The organism is Comamonas testosteroni, assembly GCF_000761245.1.
Classification (GTDB): domain Bacteria; phylum Pseudomonadota; class Gammaproteobacteria; order Burkholderiales; family Burkholderiaceae_C; genus Comamonas; species Comamonas testosteroni_C.
The window spans coordinates 128,107-144,509 of sequence record NZ_AWOR01000012.1; the positions used below are offsets into that span (position 1 = coordinate 128,107).

The window sequence follows — 16,403 nt, forward strand, 5'->3', positions numbered from 1 at the left end:
GCGATGAGTCAGTCTCTGCATTCCAAGTCCCGCTATCGCACAAACAACTGCAAGCAGTACAACGCTGCGCTCAAAGCGCGAGGCTCCCTGACTTTCTGGTTGGACAAGGGCATGTCATGGTTCGCCGCTATCAGCAGCAAACGCGGGCGTAGCCCGCAGTTCTCGGATGCAGCTATCCAGTTTTGCCTGACCATCAAAAACCTGTTTGGCTTGGCCTTGCGACAGACCCCCTGCTTTGTGCAATCGCTGCTAGCGTTGTCTGAGCTGCCGCGGCCTGTTCCAGACTTCAGCACGCTGTGCCGCAGACAACGCAGTCTGGATGTGCAAGTGGCGTGTCGACCCAGCTCGGGCGGGGTGGAATTGCTGCTTGACTCCACAGGGACCAAATTCCTGGGTGAGGGCAAATGGAAGTGCAAAAAGCATAGCGCAGAACGTCGACGTCAATGGTGCAAGCTGCACATCGGCATTGATGCCCAGACGCTGCAGGTGCGAGCCATCTGCGTCACCTCCAACAACGTCAGCGATGCGGTGGTGGTGCCGCACTTGTTGGCACAACTGCGAGCAGAGGAGTCATTGCTGAGCATTACCGGTGATGGCGCCAATGGCACACAGACTGTGTATACCGCAATGATGGAGCGCAATGCCATGCCCATCATCCCTCCGCGAAAGACTGCCCGGATGCTCAGTGCGGTGATTGCCGCATGCGGGCGCTTTGGACGCAAGTTATGGAAGAGTTGGAGCGGCTAGCACCAGCGCAGCCTGGTAAAGACCAAGATGCACTGCATTAAACGCCTGGGCGGGCGGGTCATGTCTAGAACCTTCGAGCGCCAAGCCAACGAACTGCACATCCGAGCCGCCATTCTCAATCGGTTCACTGAACTGGGCTGTCCGCAAACGGTGGCTGTGGCATAGCCACGTCTGGGGTCAGGGGAAGTTTGGCCCGGCACTGATTTATGTAACAGCGCCCATCTCAGATAGCAACACCCTGGCTGACCACCTGAGAGTAGCCCGGGCTTACCAGGGTCTGGGCGCGCACGCTACTCCAAAGTAACGCAGCAGCTTTTACCTCAAGGCCTATGCATCGCATGGAACTATTCCGTTGACAGAGCAAGCGACGTGTAAACAGGCCACTCCCAATTTTTTTTCTCCGAATGTTCAACCTGAACATGAATGTGTGGAGGCTCACTGATCACACTGCCAAATATGGTGGCGAAAGCCACATCTGCGGCATCTCGCCCCGTTGCGATTCGCATCAGCCCCATGGGAATCGACGTTCCTGATGGGTCAAAAATAAACCAGCGATATCCAAGATAAACTTCCACATAGGCGTGGAAATCGCTTGGCCCTAGAGCCGGGTCAGCACCATAGTCCGTACCTGTCACAAATCGCGCAGGTAAGTTGATTGCTCTGCAAAGCGCTATCATTAAATGAGCAAAATCACGACACACGCCGACCCGCTCGATCAGCGTGTCGACCGCTGAAGTTGTACCAATAGACGTATTCGACCTAAATGTCACGTTTTGCCGCACCCAATCACAGATCGCTTGAGCTCGGGCGTAGCCTTGCGGCAGATGACCAAACCGGTCGACCGCAAACTTCGACAATCGATCCGACTGACAGTAGCGGCTGGGATAGACATACTGCAGCACCTCTAACGGCAACCGCCGGACAGGCACCTCTGAAACGTATCCTGGCTCAGCTTTGTGGTGGGAAATCTCTACGATGGCCTCGTAATGCACAGTCAGTGTGCCAGGCCTGGCACTGACCCTTAGACAACGCTGCGTGACGTCCTGACATTGTTGAATCTCCCAGTCTGCACTTGCCTCACTTACTGTCAAATGCTCAGATGACACTTGTTGATGAGAAGTATTAGCAGCATGTATGTAGAAGAAAAAATCTGCACCGTGCTCTAAAACCTGGTAGTTCAACTTCAGTTGAAAATTAAGTCTGATCATTGCAATCCCGGGCAACCAGAACATCAAGGAAAATTCCTGTCGCTGATCAAGTATCCATCTGCGCCGCGCATTCTGGATTGCCATTGAATATGCGCTTCAAGCAGTATCTCCGGTAATGCTTACCGCATACTCGGATGTGTAACAAACTTCTTTCGGCAAAAGAGTATTCTCATAGATTCTTCACCTCTGCCAATACCAGTATCTTTCGTGCATTGAATCTCAATGCACAATAGTGAAATCAATAAATCCACGCTCAACTGAAGTCGAGACAAGCTTCACCTTCACTTTTTGACCAACATTGAGAGTAGGGAGATCTCCCTTCAGGCGACCTTCTGCGGGAGGTGTAAAAATACGCACCCAAGTGCCGCGCTCCCCGGCGCCAATGATGAGTCCAGCAAATACTTCACCTATGCGATGGTGCAATAGCAGAGCCGCCTCCGACTTGCGCACCTGTCTTTCTACTTTTTGTGCTGCATCCTCTTGAGCGGTGCAATGCGTGGCGAGAGTCTCCAACTCCTCATCGGTATAGGGTGACTTTTCCCCAGCAAGCGCGGCTTTTAGTAGCCGCAAGGTAATCAGGTCCGGGTAACGTCGGTTAGGGGCTGTCGAATGCATATAGTCTTGCACGGCCAATCCGAAATGGCCAATAGATTGCCCGCGCGGATGCTCCACCACGTACTCACCTCGCCCCATCAACTTTATGATCACCAACGACAAATCCGGAAATCTCAAGGGATCTGCTTGATGCTGCTTTGCAAGAAATGCCTGCAAAGCCTCTCCATCGGGCTCATCCGGCAAGCTTGATCCGTAGCTTTCAGCGACTTCGACAATTCTCTGCCACCGCTCTGGTGAGCGGACGACCCTTCGCAACGAAGCAGTGCCTTGCTCGGCCAGGAAGCGCGCCGTACAGCCGTTAGTTGCAATCATCAGCTCCTCTATCAGTTGACGAGCCCGATTGTGTGGTTGTTGACGAATGTCGATGATGATGTCGCCCTCAAACACCGCATGAGGCTGAAAAGTTTCAAACTCCAGCGATCCTTGCGAACGCCTTTGCGCTCGCAGCTTCTGAGCAAGCTCATCTTGCATGCTCAGTTGGGTGTCCATCCCCACGACTTTTTGCGCAGGCCCTGGCAACTCCCCGACCCCCTCGAACCATTGCGACACTGCGTCGTATGCGAGTTTTGCCTTGTTCCGCACTAAAGCCCGATATATGTTCGATTCAATGAGAAGACCATCGACGCCAAAGGTCATCTCTGTGATCAGAGCCAAGCGATCTTGATCTTGATTCAACGAGGTGAGATCTGTACATAGCTGCTCCGGCAGCATGGGAAACACTCGAGCCGAGCTATAGACGGAAGTTGTATTTAACCTTGCATGTTCATCAATCGGAGAGCCTTTCTTGACCACACTGTCAACATCAGACACGGCAACGAAAACCCGAACACCCCCCTGCTCCAGGGGTTCAATTGAGGTTATTTGGTCGAGGTCGCGTGAGTCATCGTTATCGATTGAACACCACAGCAATTGAGTCATTTCATGAATGCCATGACCCGACTCTTTCGCAGGACCAGATAAGAGAGACAACTGCTCGAGAGCGCTGTGCGAGAACTCTGCCTCCAAGCCACGGCTGTACATGGCCCAAACCGCTAGGGCTGAGATATTTTCTCTGTGATTTGATAGAACGTCTCGCATAAACCGATGACCTTCCATTATTCATCCAATTATTTTGAACCTAATTATCTCTTTGTCAAAATTATTTTTATATATATGATACTGTTGAAGTTTTTATCAGCAATAAAACTTCACTCAAAAAAAAATCCTAGAATCCTTCAAACTTTAAATCATATAGATCAAGCAAATAAATACTTAATAAACTAAATGACCATATTGTCAAAATGTATTTTTGGCGCCAAAAAACAAATAAAAGTAATATTTCGTATTATTTTCATTTAAACAAGAATAATGGAATAATATCATAAGAAAAAATTCAAAATAGAAAGCGAAATATTTAAAAAAGGAATTTACTTCAACCGAGAGAAATCATGCGTATCCCTTCATTCTTATCCACCATAGATACTGACTATGGGAAACCATTTGAAGGTGGATTTTATGGTGGAGTGATAAACATTAATTCAAATATCTATGCGATCGTATGGGCACCAAAATCCACTCAGATCAAAGCGGAAATTGACGTTGACAAAGCGGATGCATTTGATCCTGCTGACAGCTACAGCAATACTATCGCTTTAGCAGATGCGGGAAGCCCGCTTGCTAAAGCTGCACTTGCCGCAAACATCAATGGCTATAACGATTGGCTGATACCGGCACGTGACGTATTGGAGCTAGGCTATCGCATGCTAAAGCCATCGAAAAATCAGAACTATGCGAACTGGTTCGATGGTGTGAATCGCAACAGTCTTCCCGAGGGGAAGCACTACTCTGAATCTTACCCAGCTCAAACCATCGCATCAGATTTCCTTGACGGAGGATCTGAGTCATTCGATCTTGCCTGGTACTGGTCTAGTAGTCTGCACTCCGGAGGGGTGGCGTTCTGCCAGCATTTCGAAGATGGCTATCAAAGTCACTATCACTCTGTGTCAGCGGTCGGCCTTGCTAGGTTTGTGCGCTTGACCCAAGTTCCCGTCCAAACCCTGACAACTACGACCATAGACACACAGTCCATCAATTTGCACCATTGACTCGACGTCTCCCCGGATTTGAGTAGCGTCTGACTCTGGAGTCCAATCCCGAAGACAGGATCCGATGAGTTCAGGACGAGAAATGCTGCAGCTGGTTCGACAAATTGAAGTTGCACGCGTGACCTACTCCCAGTGTGTCGGTCCAGAGGGACGGCCGCCATGCTATCTGAGGTCCGCAAGGGTCGGTCAGCGACAGTCGCGGATCGCGCCAACAACGGTCATAGAGATGCAAGGGGTCAATGCCTATGTCATTCTCTAAATTTAGACCTCGAAAGGTTGCCCGTTCATTCAGACCTTGTAAGAGTCACAGAAAACCTTCACTGTACGACCCACAACGGCATCAACATTTTCCAGAGCACTACCTTCCAAAGAATGCATTAGAAACTTGAGGAGCGACTCAGACTCAAGCAGTCCGATAAAGTGCCAAGCCGCGAGCTCTGGGTCAGCGTCTCGTAGTCGGCCTCGCTTCATTGCCGAGGCAAGGAAGTCCGCTGTCCTCAAAACATGGGGCTTGACTGCTTTTTGGTAAACCGTCCGCCCGACCTCAATGTCGGAAGTCGCGGCAAAAACTAGTCGTCTTAGCGCTTGGAATCTCGGGTTGTATGCCATCTTGAGATAGCTCACGCCGAACCTTGTCAGCGTGTCGTCGACTGCCTCATCCGTTGAGACAGGCTCAATGACAACGACGCTAGCCTCTTGAGCGGTAGCCTCAAAAATGGCTTCACAGAAGAGCTCTTGTTTAGAAGCAAAGTAGCTATAGAGCGTCCCTTTAGAGCACTTTGCTCTGTCACTGATATGTGACATCAGCGTTTGGTCAAATCCCTGCTCCAAGAACACCTCTGTCGCTGCTAGCAACAACTCAAGCCGTTTGTTTTCAGTCTTCACTCGTGCCACGGACATCCTTAATCGAACCAGTGAGTCCTATTTTGCATCATCCAGTGATACACTAATAACAGAACTTACTGGTTCGATTATTGACTAAGGATCACTGATGAAACACAACGTCAAACCCTATGGTGCACCCAGGTGGTGGGAAAGTTACATTGGCGCCCCAATCCTGCTCGCCCTCTTTCTAGGGGGTGTATTCCTTGTCTTTTCAGTGATCGAGATCACCTGAAAAATAGGTGACTTCAGGGCAAACTTGGTCGCTTGTCTGGCCTAAAGTGAAGCCATGAAAATCAGTGACAACCTGAAAATCTGGGCGAAGCGGATCAAACGCGATGGCATAACACTCTGGTTTGCAGGGAACATCCAGGCACGCCTTGGTACGCGAAAGCTCTGGCCTTTTTGTGGTGGCTTATGCGCTCAGCCCGATCGATCTGATTCCTGATTTCGTCCCTGTTCTAGGCTATGTTGACGACATCCTGCTGCTTCCGGTTCAGACTTCGGCCAACCTCGGTCGTTCGCTTGTAGCGGGTGCTAAGCCCGCTCTGGGTCGATCAGCGACAGCCGCAATCGGCCAGAAGCAGTCGTTAAAGTGCCGTGAAGGCTCTGGCGCAAAGGTATAGGCTGGCTCCAAAAAACAGATGCGTCGCCAGACTCACTACGCGACTGAGCCATGGACGAGGTGTTTTCGCACTTGCGAATCCAGCCCCTAGCGCTGGCTGCAATACGGTCCACGGGAAAAGCACTGTCGCCGCGCCAAAAATCAGCGCTGGAGCCAAGGCAGGCACTTCTAGCCACTGGCGCCCAGTGACGAGCACAAACATCTGCGCGAAAGCAATTCCTGTCAGATAGTGCAGTGTCCAGCCAACGACATTTTCACCCCCCACTGGTTGAGCCTCTTTGATTGACTTGTGGAACCAGAAACCGTTGCGCCAGTGAAGGCACCAGCGCCCAAGCATTGCGTAGTTCAAGGTGGTTATTCCCATACGACGGAGCACGGCAGACCACAAGTCCATCAGTAATGTTGCGCCAACGCCAAGACCAAAAATCAGCGTCCAACTGTTTGTAAGCTTAGTCATTTTTCGTATTGCTTCTGGTGATTTACAGTGATGTGAACCACTGTAAAAGCTCAAGTGCACTTGAGCGCAAGGCCTGAACATGGACATCACAGAAGTAGCAAAACGAACAGGACTATCTGCACCCACACTTCGCTTCTATGAAGAGAAGGGGTTGATCCGCTCTATCGGAAGACATGGGCAGCGGCGACTGTTTGATGCTCAAGTTCTAGAGCACTTATCAGTCATTGCTCTCGGACGGGCAGCTGGGTTCTCACTCGACGAAATTAGAGCAATGTTGCCTCCTGATGGAGAAATTCAGGTACATCGAGAGATGTTGCTCGCCAAGGCCGATCTAGTAGAGAGATCCATCAAGCAATTAAAGGCAGTGCGTGACGGCTTACGACATGCGGCCAACTGCCCCGAGAAAAACCATCTCGATTGCCCAACGTTTCAACGGCTAATGCATGCGGCCTTGGCAGGGAAAATTCAGCCGCTGACAGTTGCAGCCAGTAAAGCCAAGTCAACTTGAATACCTACTTTGGGCCGAACAACGACAGCTGCAACCGGCCACTGGCGGTTGGTCCGAATTTCTCCAGGGCTGTCTTGTGAAGAAGGAGGCGAACGCTTCAGGCGGAGGGGTCTTGGAGCATTGTCCTATTCAGTTCAAACCCTTCATCGAGCCAACCAGTAATACCGCCAGCCATTATTTTCACGGGCCGCCCCAGTCTCGCCAGACGCAAAGCACCGCGTGCCGCGCCGTTGCAATGAGGCCCTGCGCAGTAGGTGACGAATAGGGTCTCTTCTGGCCAAGCCGCCAACTTGCTTTCGACGATCTTCCCATGAGGCAAATTGATTGCCCCTGGCACATGGCCCAGGGCGAACAGTGCCGGCGAGCGTACGTCGAGGAGCACGAAATCGGGGCCCTTTAGAAGCCCGTCATGCACATCCCAACAATCGGTCTCGAAACTGAATTCGGCAGCGAAATGAGCTGTGGCAATGGACGGCTTCGCAGCGGGAATTGCGGTTACATGGGTGCTGGAGAAGGTCATAACAAAGAAGACTGTGTTTGTGGCAGTGATGCTTATCGTGCCGAGAGTCCAGTCGAGTCACAATTGGCGTATATGACATCTACCGACAAGATTACGCCAATCACCGAGGCCACCAGCGGCCCGCTGGTTGTGGCCCCGGTCTACGATGGCCTATGCACCTTCGAGTTCTCCATCGTGGCAGAGGTTTTCGGTCTGGCGCGTCCGGAGATGGGCCCTGACTGGTACCGCTTTGCCAGTGCGGCAGTTGAGCCTGGCTTACTGCGGGCTCATGGCGGCCTGCACGTCATGTCTGATGGTCAAGCCGATTTGTTAGAGCGTGCGGATCTGATCGTGATGCCCGGCTGGAAAGGTCCACATGTACCGGTACCACAGGAGTTTGCGCGACGCTTGCGCTTGGCCTGGGAGCGCGGCGCCCGGTTGGCATCAATATGCTCTGGAGCCTTCGTGCTGGCCGCAACGGGCCTGTTGGACGGGCGAAGGGCAGCAACGCACTGGCGCTATGCCGAGACGCTGAGCCAGCGGCACCCCGCAATCGAAGTCGATGCCAGCGTGCTCTATGTCGAAGAAGACCGTATTCTGACTTCGGCGGGAAGCGCCGCGGGCATAGATTTGATGCTGCATATCGTGCGAGGAGACTTCGGCGTGGAAGCCGCCAACAGCGTCGCCCGGCGCTTGGTGATGCCTCCCCATCGCAGCGGTGGGCAAGCTCAGTTCATCGAACGCCCCGTGCAGCCGGACCGGCTCAATCGGCTCTCTGACGTGCTGGAACAGATGCGTGCGGATCTTCAAGGCGACTGGACAGTTGATCGGATGGCGCAGAGCGTGCTGATGAGTCCCAGGTCTTTCCTGCGCCATTTCATCAGGGCGACAGGTGTACCCCCAGGGCAATGGCTGATCGCTGAGCGGGTGACAGAGGCTCAACGCCTTCTCGAGGGCAGTGCAATGCCGGTCGAGGACATTGCTGCACGGGTTGGATTCGGCAGTGTCCAGGTCCTGAGGCATCACTTTCGCGCAAAACTAGGCTTGGCCCCCAGGGACTATCGAGCCATGTTCGGCACTCTACGGATCAGTGAACTGCCTACAGTGCAAACTTGATCAAACTTCTGCTTTGGGTCGTATCCAGCCCACTCCTCACTAATCCAGCGATCCGCTATAGCTTCAGCCAACGCCGCCAGTGATACCTGCCGAAGCCGACACCATGCTCCAGGCGCAGGCCACGCGCTGCGCTGAAGTCGCGAGGCCAATCTTGGGCGCTTCCAGTCGCACGGCATTGCTCTGGATCGCCACATCGGCATTGAGCTTGGGCGTCTGCAGACTGATGTTGCTGCCAGGGCCTCGTACTGCTTGATGTCGGCCTCCTAACGGCGCATGAAGCTCGCGGCCTTGGCTTCGATGGAGGTGGAGCTCACGCGGTAGCCGTCCACCAGAGTGGCCGACTGCTTGGCTGCGGCATCCATCTTGGCCACCTCGGCCGACAGGCGTGCCTTCCAGCCATCCCACTCCAGGCCCTTGGCCGCAATCTTTGCCTGGGCCCGGGCAATTGCCACCCGGGCGCGTTCGGCCTGGGCGCTGGCAAAGGCACTGTACGCCTGCACCTGGGATTTGTAGGCATCCTGCTTGATGGCCTCGCCCTGGGCGCGGGCCTTGTTCAGTTCCATCTTGGAGGTCTCGGCGTTGAGGGTCGCCACAAAGGCACGAATCGCCTCGCCACCGGCCCGAATGCGGGTCTGCTCCAGGCTCACCAGGGTCTGGGCGGCCTGCACCCGAGTCTTGTGAATCTCCACGGCCGCCATGCGCTCGTCAATCTCGGCCTTGTAGCGCGCCACCAGTGACTGGTTGATCTCGGCTTTGGTCTGCTCGGCCTGCAGGAGAGCCTTGTAGACCAGCCCCAGGCACCATGGTGACGTTCTCGGGCACCAGGCTGGCCGTTGCAAGGGCGCTCTCTATCTGTCGGGCCCCGCGCTCGGCAAGGCGCTGCTCTGGCATTCAGCCTGACCTGGCTCGCTGTGGTGGCCCTCGTCCTGTTCATCACGGAGCCCAGCCGCCGCGAGACTTGAAGCCCTTGCCGGTCTTGAGAGGGACTCGGCGCATCAAAGTGCTTATCAGCGCGCCCTCCAACCATGCTTGAGAAATATGCGCAGCCCCTGAATGCTTCTGCCTTCTAATGGCTTCACCATGAAACGCTCAGGGTTTCGGATCAAAGGGTCGGCTCCGGTTCATGCAGCCGCACGGCTGGGTAAACACAGGGCACCGCGTGCGGCAGCGGGATACAAAAGGTCGTCGGTCGCTCTAGTCAGTACTGCTCTGCCTCCGGATGGGATCGGCAACAGGAACATCGAAAGGCCACGCGAAATCCATCCGCTGGGTTCTATACGGCGGTGAGGCATTCAGGGAGGCCAAGAGCAAAAAACGTCCAGCGCGAAAGTGCCGCCCTGGCCTCACACCAGAGCCATGTGACAGATGGCTGCGGTATGGGTACAGTGGGTTGATGACACGCATTAACACCACCGAGATATGGGAGCGGCACGGCTACAAGGTCGAACGCATTGAGCAAGCCATGGGCGCGCCCCAACGCAATGTGTATGGACCCGATGGCGTGCTGCTGATCGAGGACGCCGAGTACACCCAGGAGACGGAAGCCCTGCGCGATCTCGGATTTATCGATTAGCCATGACCCGCTCTGCGGGGGTGGTTTATTTGCGCAGGGAGATTTTGAGATGTGAGTCGACGACCTGCATGCACCTTCCCGTGCAGGAATTTAGTCGGGCCGAACTAGAGTCTTGCATGCTGCGCTGCGGTTTGAGGGCTCGCGCAACCAAGACTGACATTCTTCTTATGAGGTGCTGTTTAAGGTTATTTAAAAGAGTACTGTGGTTTCCGGCGATCGATCTTGATTGGCCAACATGGACCGGAGGTCTATATGTCAGACAGCTTCCTCACGTACTCGCGCCCGTCCTTTTGGGCCACGCTGAAGGACATGCTCTCACTTAGCGGCGAGTCCCCCTCTCTTCAAGAACCTAGCGAGCCCAGTCAAGCGGAATCAGAACCAGAACATGAGCAAGAGGAAGAACAAGAGGAACAGCATTCGATGGATTTCCGCTCTTCGCGATTCCATAACGTTGTCTAGATGGATCGCAGACAAATCCCAGACTACCTTCGAGATACGTTAACGCCAGCTCGGGTTCATGCAATCTCGAAGCGCAGGTGGGTACCGGCAAGTTCCATGGACTTACCACCCCGGACCGGAGGTCTATATGTTTCCACTCCTTATGTACCAAAGATATGTCGCGTTCTGGCATGACATGTGGTCAATCATCCTTGAGCCCATCTCTGAGCTGCCCCCAAGCCCTTCAAGCTTCGATCAAGAGCCATCAGCAAAGCCAGACACCCAACCGTCCGAGCCTCAAACTGACTCCGTCAATGACAGGCCATGACTCACAGGTTCACAACGCCTGCTGAGCAGGAAATCTGGATCTTCAGCCACCTTTTCAGGTGGCTTTTCTTTGAGGAAACTGCTGCGGTTTAAGACCTAATCGATCGTTGCTGACATGGACTTTGAGACAGCCGTTTAAGGTCATTAAAAGGAGTACTGTGGGGTTAGGTAGCCTATCTTGGTCCGCCACCGTAGACCGGAGGTCTATATGTCTTTCATCGACAAAACCATCTTCAATATCCGCGCAAGACTTCCCGCAGCAAAACAGGAAGTCGATCGCAGGATCGTCGCAGATGACGACCGTGTTTTTCACACGCCATTTCAAACTGATGCACAACTGCAGGAAGACACTCCTGAACAGATGCTGCGAAGAAAAACGAACCGCCTCTTGCTGCAAGCGGTCCTCAACAAAATCTCCGCCACTTAAGCAAGCATCTGATCGGAGGCTTATATGTTTTCACTACTTGGCTACAAACGACAGACCGAGTTCTGGCGCGATATGTGGTTGATGCTTATTGAGCCAACCTCAAAGATTCAACCTATCCCATCCGATCTCGATCAAGCCCCTTCACCACAATCCAAAGCTCAGCAGCCCGGTCCCCAGGTGCCTGCCACCAACGACACGGCCTGACAAAAGAGTACTCGGAGATCTGGCGAGCGCCCATAGCTCGCAGTGATAGACCGGAGGTCTATATGTTAGTAAGCCGCATCCCATCGTCGTTCCTGAAGGTTTGGAGAACAGTCAAACGAGTATTCGCCAGGGGCGAGGATTTACCCACTCCACCCAACATCGAGCAGTGCGGACCTCCTGAAAAAGACAAGAGGAGGCAAGAGGAGAGGCAATCGCGCATGCGCCATAGCTATCGATACTGGTAGCAAGAGTGCTCGACAGCCCCCACGATTACGGGCTTCATTTTCAACAGCCACCTTCTAAGGTGGCTTTTTTGTACCCAGAGTTCTTGAGATGTGAGCGTTTAGCCAACATGCGGCATGCATGTGCCTTTCCCCACAGGGCCATAGCGGGGCCATCCGGCGTGACTGCTCGAGCAGGTATGGCATCCCAGGAGTTCGCCTGGGCCGCCATCATTTGGGAGCACGGCACCGCCTCTACGTCGTGAGCGCCAGTGGTCACCCCAGGTGGCAAGTCAGATTTACTTCTTCCCACCGTCGACAGGGTGGACCTTGCCCTCAGCCACGTTGTTGAGCAGCTCGCGATACGCATTCATCAGGTGATCGCGGCCAAGCCTGAATTCGGGGTCAGTTCTATCAGGTCCGTCCTGATGCTTGGCATCCAGCTGCGCAGCGCGCAGCTCTTTCGCCACCTGATGCGCAGTCTCGGGTGGAAGCACCTTGACGACTGCCGTCAAGACCATCGACAGCGCAGCGAATGCGCCAGATTCCTCCTGGGTCATGAAGCACCTCCAGTCTGTTACTCCATTGTAATTTCCAGCCGGGCCTGGGAGCCTCCCTCCTCTCTCTCACCTTCTTCCCCAGGCCTGGCCCGAAAGGTCACCGGCTCTTTATTCAAGCCCGCAGCAATCGCTCGCTGGCTTTTTCTTTGCCCTCAGGAGATTCCATGCATTCGGCTCCCACCACCGCCGCCCACACGACAAAGCTGCTGATCGCTGCGCAATGGGCTCTTACAGGCCTCAGTCTGTTCTGCCTGGTCGGCGCGGCCATGGTGATGGCACTCACGCCCGAAGCATGGCCCATCTAAGCATTCAGTTTGGATAGCTGCAAGCGCTTTATTGAAAAGGAAATCCTCATGATGAAGACGATTATTGAGGCCCTGCTGGTGCTCATCGGCACCCTACTTCTGCTGGCCTGGCTAGCCGCGCCAGATGCCCAAGCCAACGGGCCGCAGAGCATCACCAAAAGCTTGCGCGACGAGTTCGCCTGCCCAGGCATGCATGCCGAGTAGCTGAACGATAAGACCGTGCAGTGCGTGAAAGAGCGCCCCTGACAATGAAGTGAGATCCATGGTCACATGGGCTAGGATGCCCTCCATTCAAATATGAGTGGAAGCCACCTTGTTTCGATTGATCATTTACGCCCTGATTGCCGTTGGAGCCCGGAAGGCTTACACCACTTTTCGCAAGCTTGCGCTAGCGGCCCTGCTCACTACTCCTGTCTTGGTGCAAGCCGAGCCCAACATTCAGGTTGGTTTTTCACCCGAAGGATCCGCTCAGCAGTTGGTACTGGAGACCATCGCTGGTGCCAAGCACGACATTCAGATACTGGCCTACGCATTTCAGGCCCCTGACATCATGCAGGCACTAGTGGCGGCCAAGAACCGCGGCGTCAAGGTGAGAGTTGTGGTCGACAAGAAGCGCAACAAAGGCAAGACAAGCAAAACGGCGATGGACTTTGTCACCAGCAACGGCGTCGAGTTAAGGACCAACGACCATTTTCACATTCATCACGACAAAGTGATCATCGTTGACGGCACTACCGTAGAAACAGGCTCATTCAACTTTGCGCCGTCTGCTGAAACAGCCAACTCAGAGAACGTCGTTGTCATTCGTGACATGCCTGAAGTTGCGAAGCAGTACGTCGCTCACTGGCAGTCGCGCTGGGATCTCGGAAAGCCCTATCCGCCCCTTGACTAGTTGCCGCCTAACGACCTTTACCTCAAGCCCGCACCTGCGGGCTTTTTCTATTTCTGAAGTCTTAATGTTCAGGAGCATGATCATCTACCGCATTGCCAGGAGTTGGCAAGGCGATCTGCAGTCGCTGGAAGATGCCCTGCAAAAGACAGTCTTTGAGGAGTGCGGAGCCGCGCTCCGTGGGCTGGGTTCCACCGCAAGGCGATGTGCATGACCCGCTGGTTGAATCCGTGGCCGGTCAATGGGTCATGCGCTTCATGACCGAGGCCAACGTGGTGCCGGCCTGCGTGCTCAATCGCAAGGTCGATGAAAAGGCTGAGCACATCGGGAAGACCGAAGCGCGCAAGCCCGGCAAGAAAGAGCGCCACGAGCTCAAGGACGAGGCCAAGCTGGATCTGCTGCCCATGGCCTTCGCCAAGCAGGGCAGCATATGGGTCTGGATCGATCCACAGGCCAGCACTCTGGTGCTGGATACGAGCGCCCAGGGCCGCACCGACGAGGTTGTGACACTGCAGCCCGACTTCGCCCTGGCACTGCTGGACACGCAGACCAGCCCGCAGGCCGCCATGGAGCATTGGTTGATGACCCAGGAGCCGCCTGCCGGTTTCAGCGCCGACCGCGAGACAGCGCTGAAAGCATGCGACGATTCCAAGGCCGTGGTGCGCTACGCCCGCCCCCCTGGATATTGATGAGGTGCGCCAGCACATCGAGCACGGCAAGCTGCCCACCAAGCTGACCATGACCTGGGACGACAGCGTGAGCTTTGCGCTCACCGCAGGCCTGCAGATCAAGAACATCGCGCTGCTCGATGCGGTCATTGACGGCAACAGCCAGGATGACGATGGCTTTGATACCGATGTGGCCATTGCCACCGGCGAGCTGTCGCGCCTGATCCCCGGTCTGATCGAAGCCCTGAGCGGCGAAGGCCGTACCACTCTGGGTGACCTGCCCGCCGCGCTGGCTGGCAGCGCCAGCAACTGATCACCTATTCGTACATTTGAACAAACCGGGCTACAAGCCCACATCGATGAATCGACTGCCCGCCAATGAGCTGGCTTTTTCACTGGAGGCTTCCATGAGCCTGACTTTTGTGAACCACAACGGCGCCCCAATCTCTGAACCCCGGATGGCGGCCATGCGAGCACAAGGAGCGGTGCTCGAGCGCCAGCGTCGCCTGGCGGCCAAAGCTGATCCCGTGTAAGTGCACGAGGGCTGGAGGCAAACCGCCGGAGCCCTTTGATGAACCAGCATGGCTTCCCACCGCCAAGCTCACCGCTGTACGCAGCCAGCCCTACATCCTTCAGGAGGCAGCGCAGCAATGCAAAGAGCTGGCCATCAAGGCCGGCTGGCTTGAGGTACAGCCCCAAGAAATAAAGAAGGTAGTCGCTTGAGCGTACGGATGATCCTGCCTATTGCTAGCTCTACATGCCATAGTAGCCAACGTATCAATGCTCACAATTCCTATGTAAGTGTTTGCGTTAAAACGGTTTCCTCCATGAAATGGGCGTACCGTAGGGACAAGGCAATTGGTCAAATAACCTGCCTGTATAGATCCGAAACCTACAGCTTTCAAATCGATTGAGCGGCTCGAACTCTCCAGATTTCAAGCATGCCCGAAATCGAGCTAAATCAAAGATGGGCAAGACGTGGCGCAGTCAATTGACCATCTAAGTGAGCTTCTGCCTCTTGTGCTTGCTCAAGCCTAGTCCCCTTTCGGAACTGCTTTCTTTTCCACTGAAGCAAGGCGAATCCTTGAGGATTGCTCAACTGACAAGACCGGAGATTTAATGCAACGTGAAGATCTAGCAATCACTATTGCTCCAGCGCCACAGGCGCTGCAACCAGAAATCATCAGTCACTCGATTTCTCACGATGATCATGCACGGTCGCCGAATGCGCCTATGCAAAATAGCGATGTGGACATCGAAAATCCGGACGCAAGGTCAGCGCAACCCTCCAACGCTATGGAGTTGGAGGCAGAGCATGGTTGGGATGTATATCCAGATCGGATGACGTAAGGAGCTTTTATGCATGAACTTTCTCAAAGCAAAGTTCACGCCTTCTGGGCAAACCTGAAGTGCATGTTTTTCCCGTGGTCAAAAGTAGAAGCGCCGAAGACCAGCGCATCCCAAAAAACGGAACGCAATAAGCTAGCCGGCCATGAACCAGGAAACACTATTGCAGGAATCATGCTGACACTTGCTATCGTGGGCATAGTTGCTGCAGGCTACTTTGCTTATAGGTACGGGGCTTTCTGAAAAAGCCTTCTTTTTAGCTCCAGGGGAATTCGCTATAAACAATATAGCAACGTCTCAAATATAGAGCGGCCCGCCACTGAGCGGGCTTTTTACTTTCTGGAGCCGTGATGTTCAAGAGCATGAACATTTGCCGCATCGCCGAAACCTGGCAGGAGATCTGCAGGTGCTGAAGGATGCTGTGCAGAAGAAGGCCTCCACCATATGCATATCCCGTTTGAGCTGCCCGCCTGCGTCGATCAAGCCTGGCTACGTGCCCTTCAACGGAGGCCTCGTATACATAAACTTGGCCTTCGGGGTCCGGCGCCAGACTGGTGATGTATCCGAGCGAGCTGTTTGTGGATGGGCGGTCAGTTTGCAGAACGCCCAATGTGCCATTGCCGGCCAGCACAGTGGCCGCAGGCGTGTGTTGATTGGAAGATGGGCCGCTCCATGCGTCCAGCCTAAGCAGGCGCATATGCGT

19 protein-coding genes and 3 pseudogenes are annotated in these 16,403 nt (G+C 54.2%); 15 read left to right on the forward strand and 7 right to left on the reverse strand.

Features of this window, described 5'->3' with window-relative positions; translation table 11 throughout:
* Positions 1–3 precede the first annotated feature (3 nt).
* Positions 4–912: pseudogene (locus P353_RS04685) on the forward strand (IS5 family transposase).
* Between the two features lie 179 nt (positions 913–1,091).
* Here P353_RS04685 and P353_RS04690 read toward each other — a convergent pair.
* Both P353_RS04690 and P353_RS04695 read right to left on the reverse strand, forming a co-directional pair.
* Positions 1,092–1,979, reverse strand: coding sequence for a transglutaminase-like domain-containing protein (locus P353_RS04690; RefSeq protein ID WP_420093361.1), 888 nt, complete (start codon positions 1,977–1,979; stop codon positions 1,092–1,094).
* 195 nt (positions 1,980–2,174) lie between these two features.
* Entirely contained in the window at positions 2,175–3,488 is a 1,314-nt protein-coding gene (locus P353_RS04695) for an RNB domain-containing ribonuclease (protein ID WP_232776246.1), read from the reverse strand.
* A 509-nt stretch (positions 3,489–3,997) separates the two neighbouring features.
* Between P353_RS04695 and P353_RS04700 the strand changes: the two genes are divergently transcribed.
* Positions 3,998–4,654 carry a DUF1566 domain-containing protein gene (locus tag P353_RS04700; protein WP_157839507.1) on the forward strand — a complete coding sequence of 219 codons (657 nt, stop codon included), beginning with the start codon at positions 3,998–4,000 and terminating at the stop codon, positions 4,652–4,654.
* 288 nt (positions 4,655–4,942) lie between these two features.
* Here P353_RS04700 and P353_RS04705 read toward each other — a convergent pair whose 3' ends face one another.
* Positions 4,943–5,539: a TetR/AcrR family transcriptional regulator gene (locus tag P353_RS04705; protein ID WP_198529022.1), complete on the reverse strand. Its 597-nt coding sequence runs from the start codon at positions 5,537–5,539 to the stop codon at positions 4,943–4,945.
* A 286-nt stretch (positions 5,540–5,825) separates the two neighbouring features.
* Between P353_RS04705 and P353_RS29770 the strand changes: the two are divergent.
* Positions 5,826–6,030: pseudogene (locus P353_RS29770) on the forward strand (YkvA family protein); the annotation flags it as partial.
* Between the two features lie 96 nt (positions 6,031–6,126).
* Here P353_RS29770 and P353_RS04710 read toward each other — a convergent pair.
* On the reverse strand, positions 6,127–6,618 hold the full coding sequence (locus P353_RS04710) for a DUF2938 domain-containing protein (protein WP_034365988.1): 492 nt from the start codon (positions 6,616–6,618) through the stop codon (positions 6,127–6,129).
* A gap of 79 nt (positions 6,619–6,697) precedes the next feature.
* On the opposite strand from P353_RS04710, the gene P353_RS27755 reads away from it, so the two are divergent.
* The gene (locus P353_RS27755) at positions 6,698–7,126 is read left to right on the forward strand and encodes a helix-turn-helix domain-containing protein (RefSeq protein ID WP_080747005.1); all 429 of its coding nucleotides are present in this window, start codon (positions 6,698–6,700) and stop codon (positions 7,124–7,126) included.
* Positions 7,127–7,223: 97 nt separating this feature from the next.
* Here the strand turns inward: P353_RS27755 and P353_RS04715 are convergent, their stop codons facing one another.
* A complete protein-coding gene (locus P353_RS04715) occupies positions 7,224–7,646 on the reverse strand; it encodes a rhodanese-like domain-containing protein (RefSeq protein WP_034365992.1) in 423 nt (140 codons plus the stop codon).
* A gap of 72 nt (positions 7,647–7,718) precedes the next feature.
* Between P353_RS04715 and ftrA the strand changes: the two genes are divergently transcribed.
* A complete protein-coding gene (ftrA, locus tag P353_RS04720; RefSeq protein WP_052084699.1) occupies positions 7,719–8,741 on the forward strand; it encodes a transcriptional regulator FtrA in 1,023 nt (340 codons plus the stop codon).
* A 263-nt stretch (positions 8,742–9,004) separates the two neighbouring features.
* Here ftrA and P353_RS04725 read toward each other — a convergent pair whose 3' ends face one another.
* Positions 9,005–9,580: a hypothetical protein gene (locus tag P353_RS04725; RefSeq protein WP_052084702.1), complete on the reverse strand. Its 576-nt coding sequence runs from the start codon at positions 9,578–9,580 to the stop codon at positions 9,005–9,007.
* A 554-nt stretch (positions 9,581–10,134) separates the two neighbouring features.
* On the opposite strand from P353_RS04725, the gene P353_RS04730 reads away from it, so the two are divergent.
* From P353_RS04730 to P353_RS27770, 3 genes are all read left to right on the forward strand, one after another.
* Positions 10,135–10,314: a hypothetical protein gene (locus tag P353_RS04730; protein ID WP_034358043.1), complete on the forward strand. Its 180-nt coding sequence runs from the start codon at positions 10,135–10,137 to the stop codon at positions 10,312–10,314.
* Positions 10,315–11,287: 973 nt separating this feature from the next.
* Complete coding sequence (locus P353_RS04735) at positions 11,288–11,506, forward strand: hypothetical protein (protein WP_034365995.1); 219 nt, start codon at positions 11,288–11,290, stop codon at positions 11,504–11,506.
* Between the two features lie 24 nt (positions 11,507–11,530).
* A complete protein-coding gene (locus P353_RS27770) occupies positions 11,531–11,710 on the forward strand; it encodes a hypothetical protein (RefSeq protein ID WP_080750428.1) in 180 nt (59 codons plus the stop codon).
* Between the two features lie 520 nt (positions 11,711–12,230).
* On the opposite strand, the gene P353_RS04740 is transcribed toward P353_RS27770, so the two are convergent.
* Positions 12,231–12,491, reverse strand: coding sequence for a hypothetical protein (locus tag P353_RS04740; RefSeq protein ID WP_034365998.1), 261 nt, complete (start codon positions 12,489–12,491; stop codon positions 12,231–12,233).
* Between the two features lie 164 nt (positions 12,492–12,655).
* Here P353_RS04740 and P353_RS29430 point away from each other — a divergent pair, with 164 nt between their 5' ends.
* The 7 genes and pseudogenes from P353_RS29430 (at position 12,656) to P353_RS27775 (ending at position 15,943) form a co-directional block, all read left to right on the forward strand.
* A complete protein-coding gene (locus tag P353_RS29430; protein WP_198529023.1) occupies positions 12,656–12,796 on the forward strand; it encodes a hypothetical protein in 141 nt (46 codons plus the stop codon).
* A 48-nt stretch (positions 12,797–12,844) separates the two neighbouring features.
* A complete protein-coding gene (locus P353_RS29435) occupies positions 12,845–13,000 on the forward strand; it encodes a hypothetical protein (RefSeq protein ID WP_198529024.1) in 156 nt (51 codons plus the stop codon).
* 97 nt (positions 13,001–13,097) lie between these two features.
* Complete coding sequence (locus tag P353_RS04750; RefSeq protein ID WP_232776248.1) at positions 13,098–13,688, forward strand: phospholipase D family protein; 591 nt, start codon at positions 13,098–13,100, stop codon at positions 13,686–13,688.
* 64 nt (positions 13,689–13,752) lie between these two features.
* Positions 13,753–14,666, forward strand: a pseudogene (locus P353_RS04755) (recombination-associated protein RdgC).
* 94 nt (positions 14,667–14,760) lie between these two features.
* Positions 14,761–14,886, forward strand: coding sequence for a hypothetical protein (locus P353_RS30145; protein WP_269799946.1), 126 nt, complete (start codon positions 14,761–14,763; stop codon positions 14,884–14,886).
* Positions 14,887–15,472: 586 nt separating this feature from the next.
* Positions 15,473–15,703, forward strand: coding sequence for a hypothetical protein (locus P353_RS28990; RefSeq protein ID WP_157839508.1), 231 nt, complete (start codon positions 15,473–15,475; stop codon positions 15,701–15,703).
* A gap of 9 nt (positions 15,704–15,712) precedes the next feature.
* Positions 15,713–15,943 carry a hypothetical protein gene (locus P353_RS27775; RefSeq protein ID WP_080750429.1) on the forward strand — a complete coding sequence of 77 codons (231 nt, stop codon included), beginning with the start codon at positions 15,713–15,715 and terminating at the stop codon, positions 15,941–15,943.
* Positions 15,944–16,403: the final 460 nt, after the last annotated feature.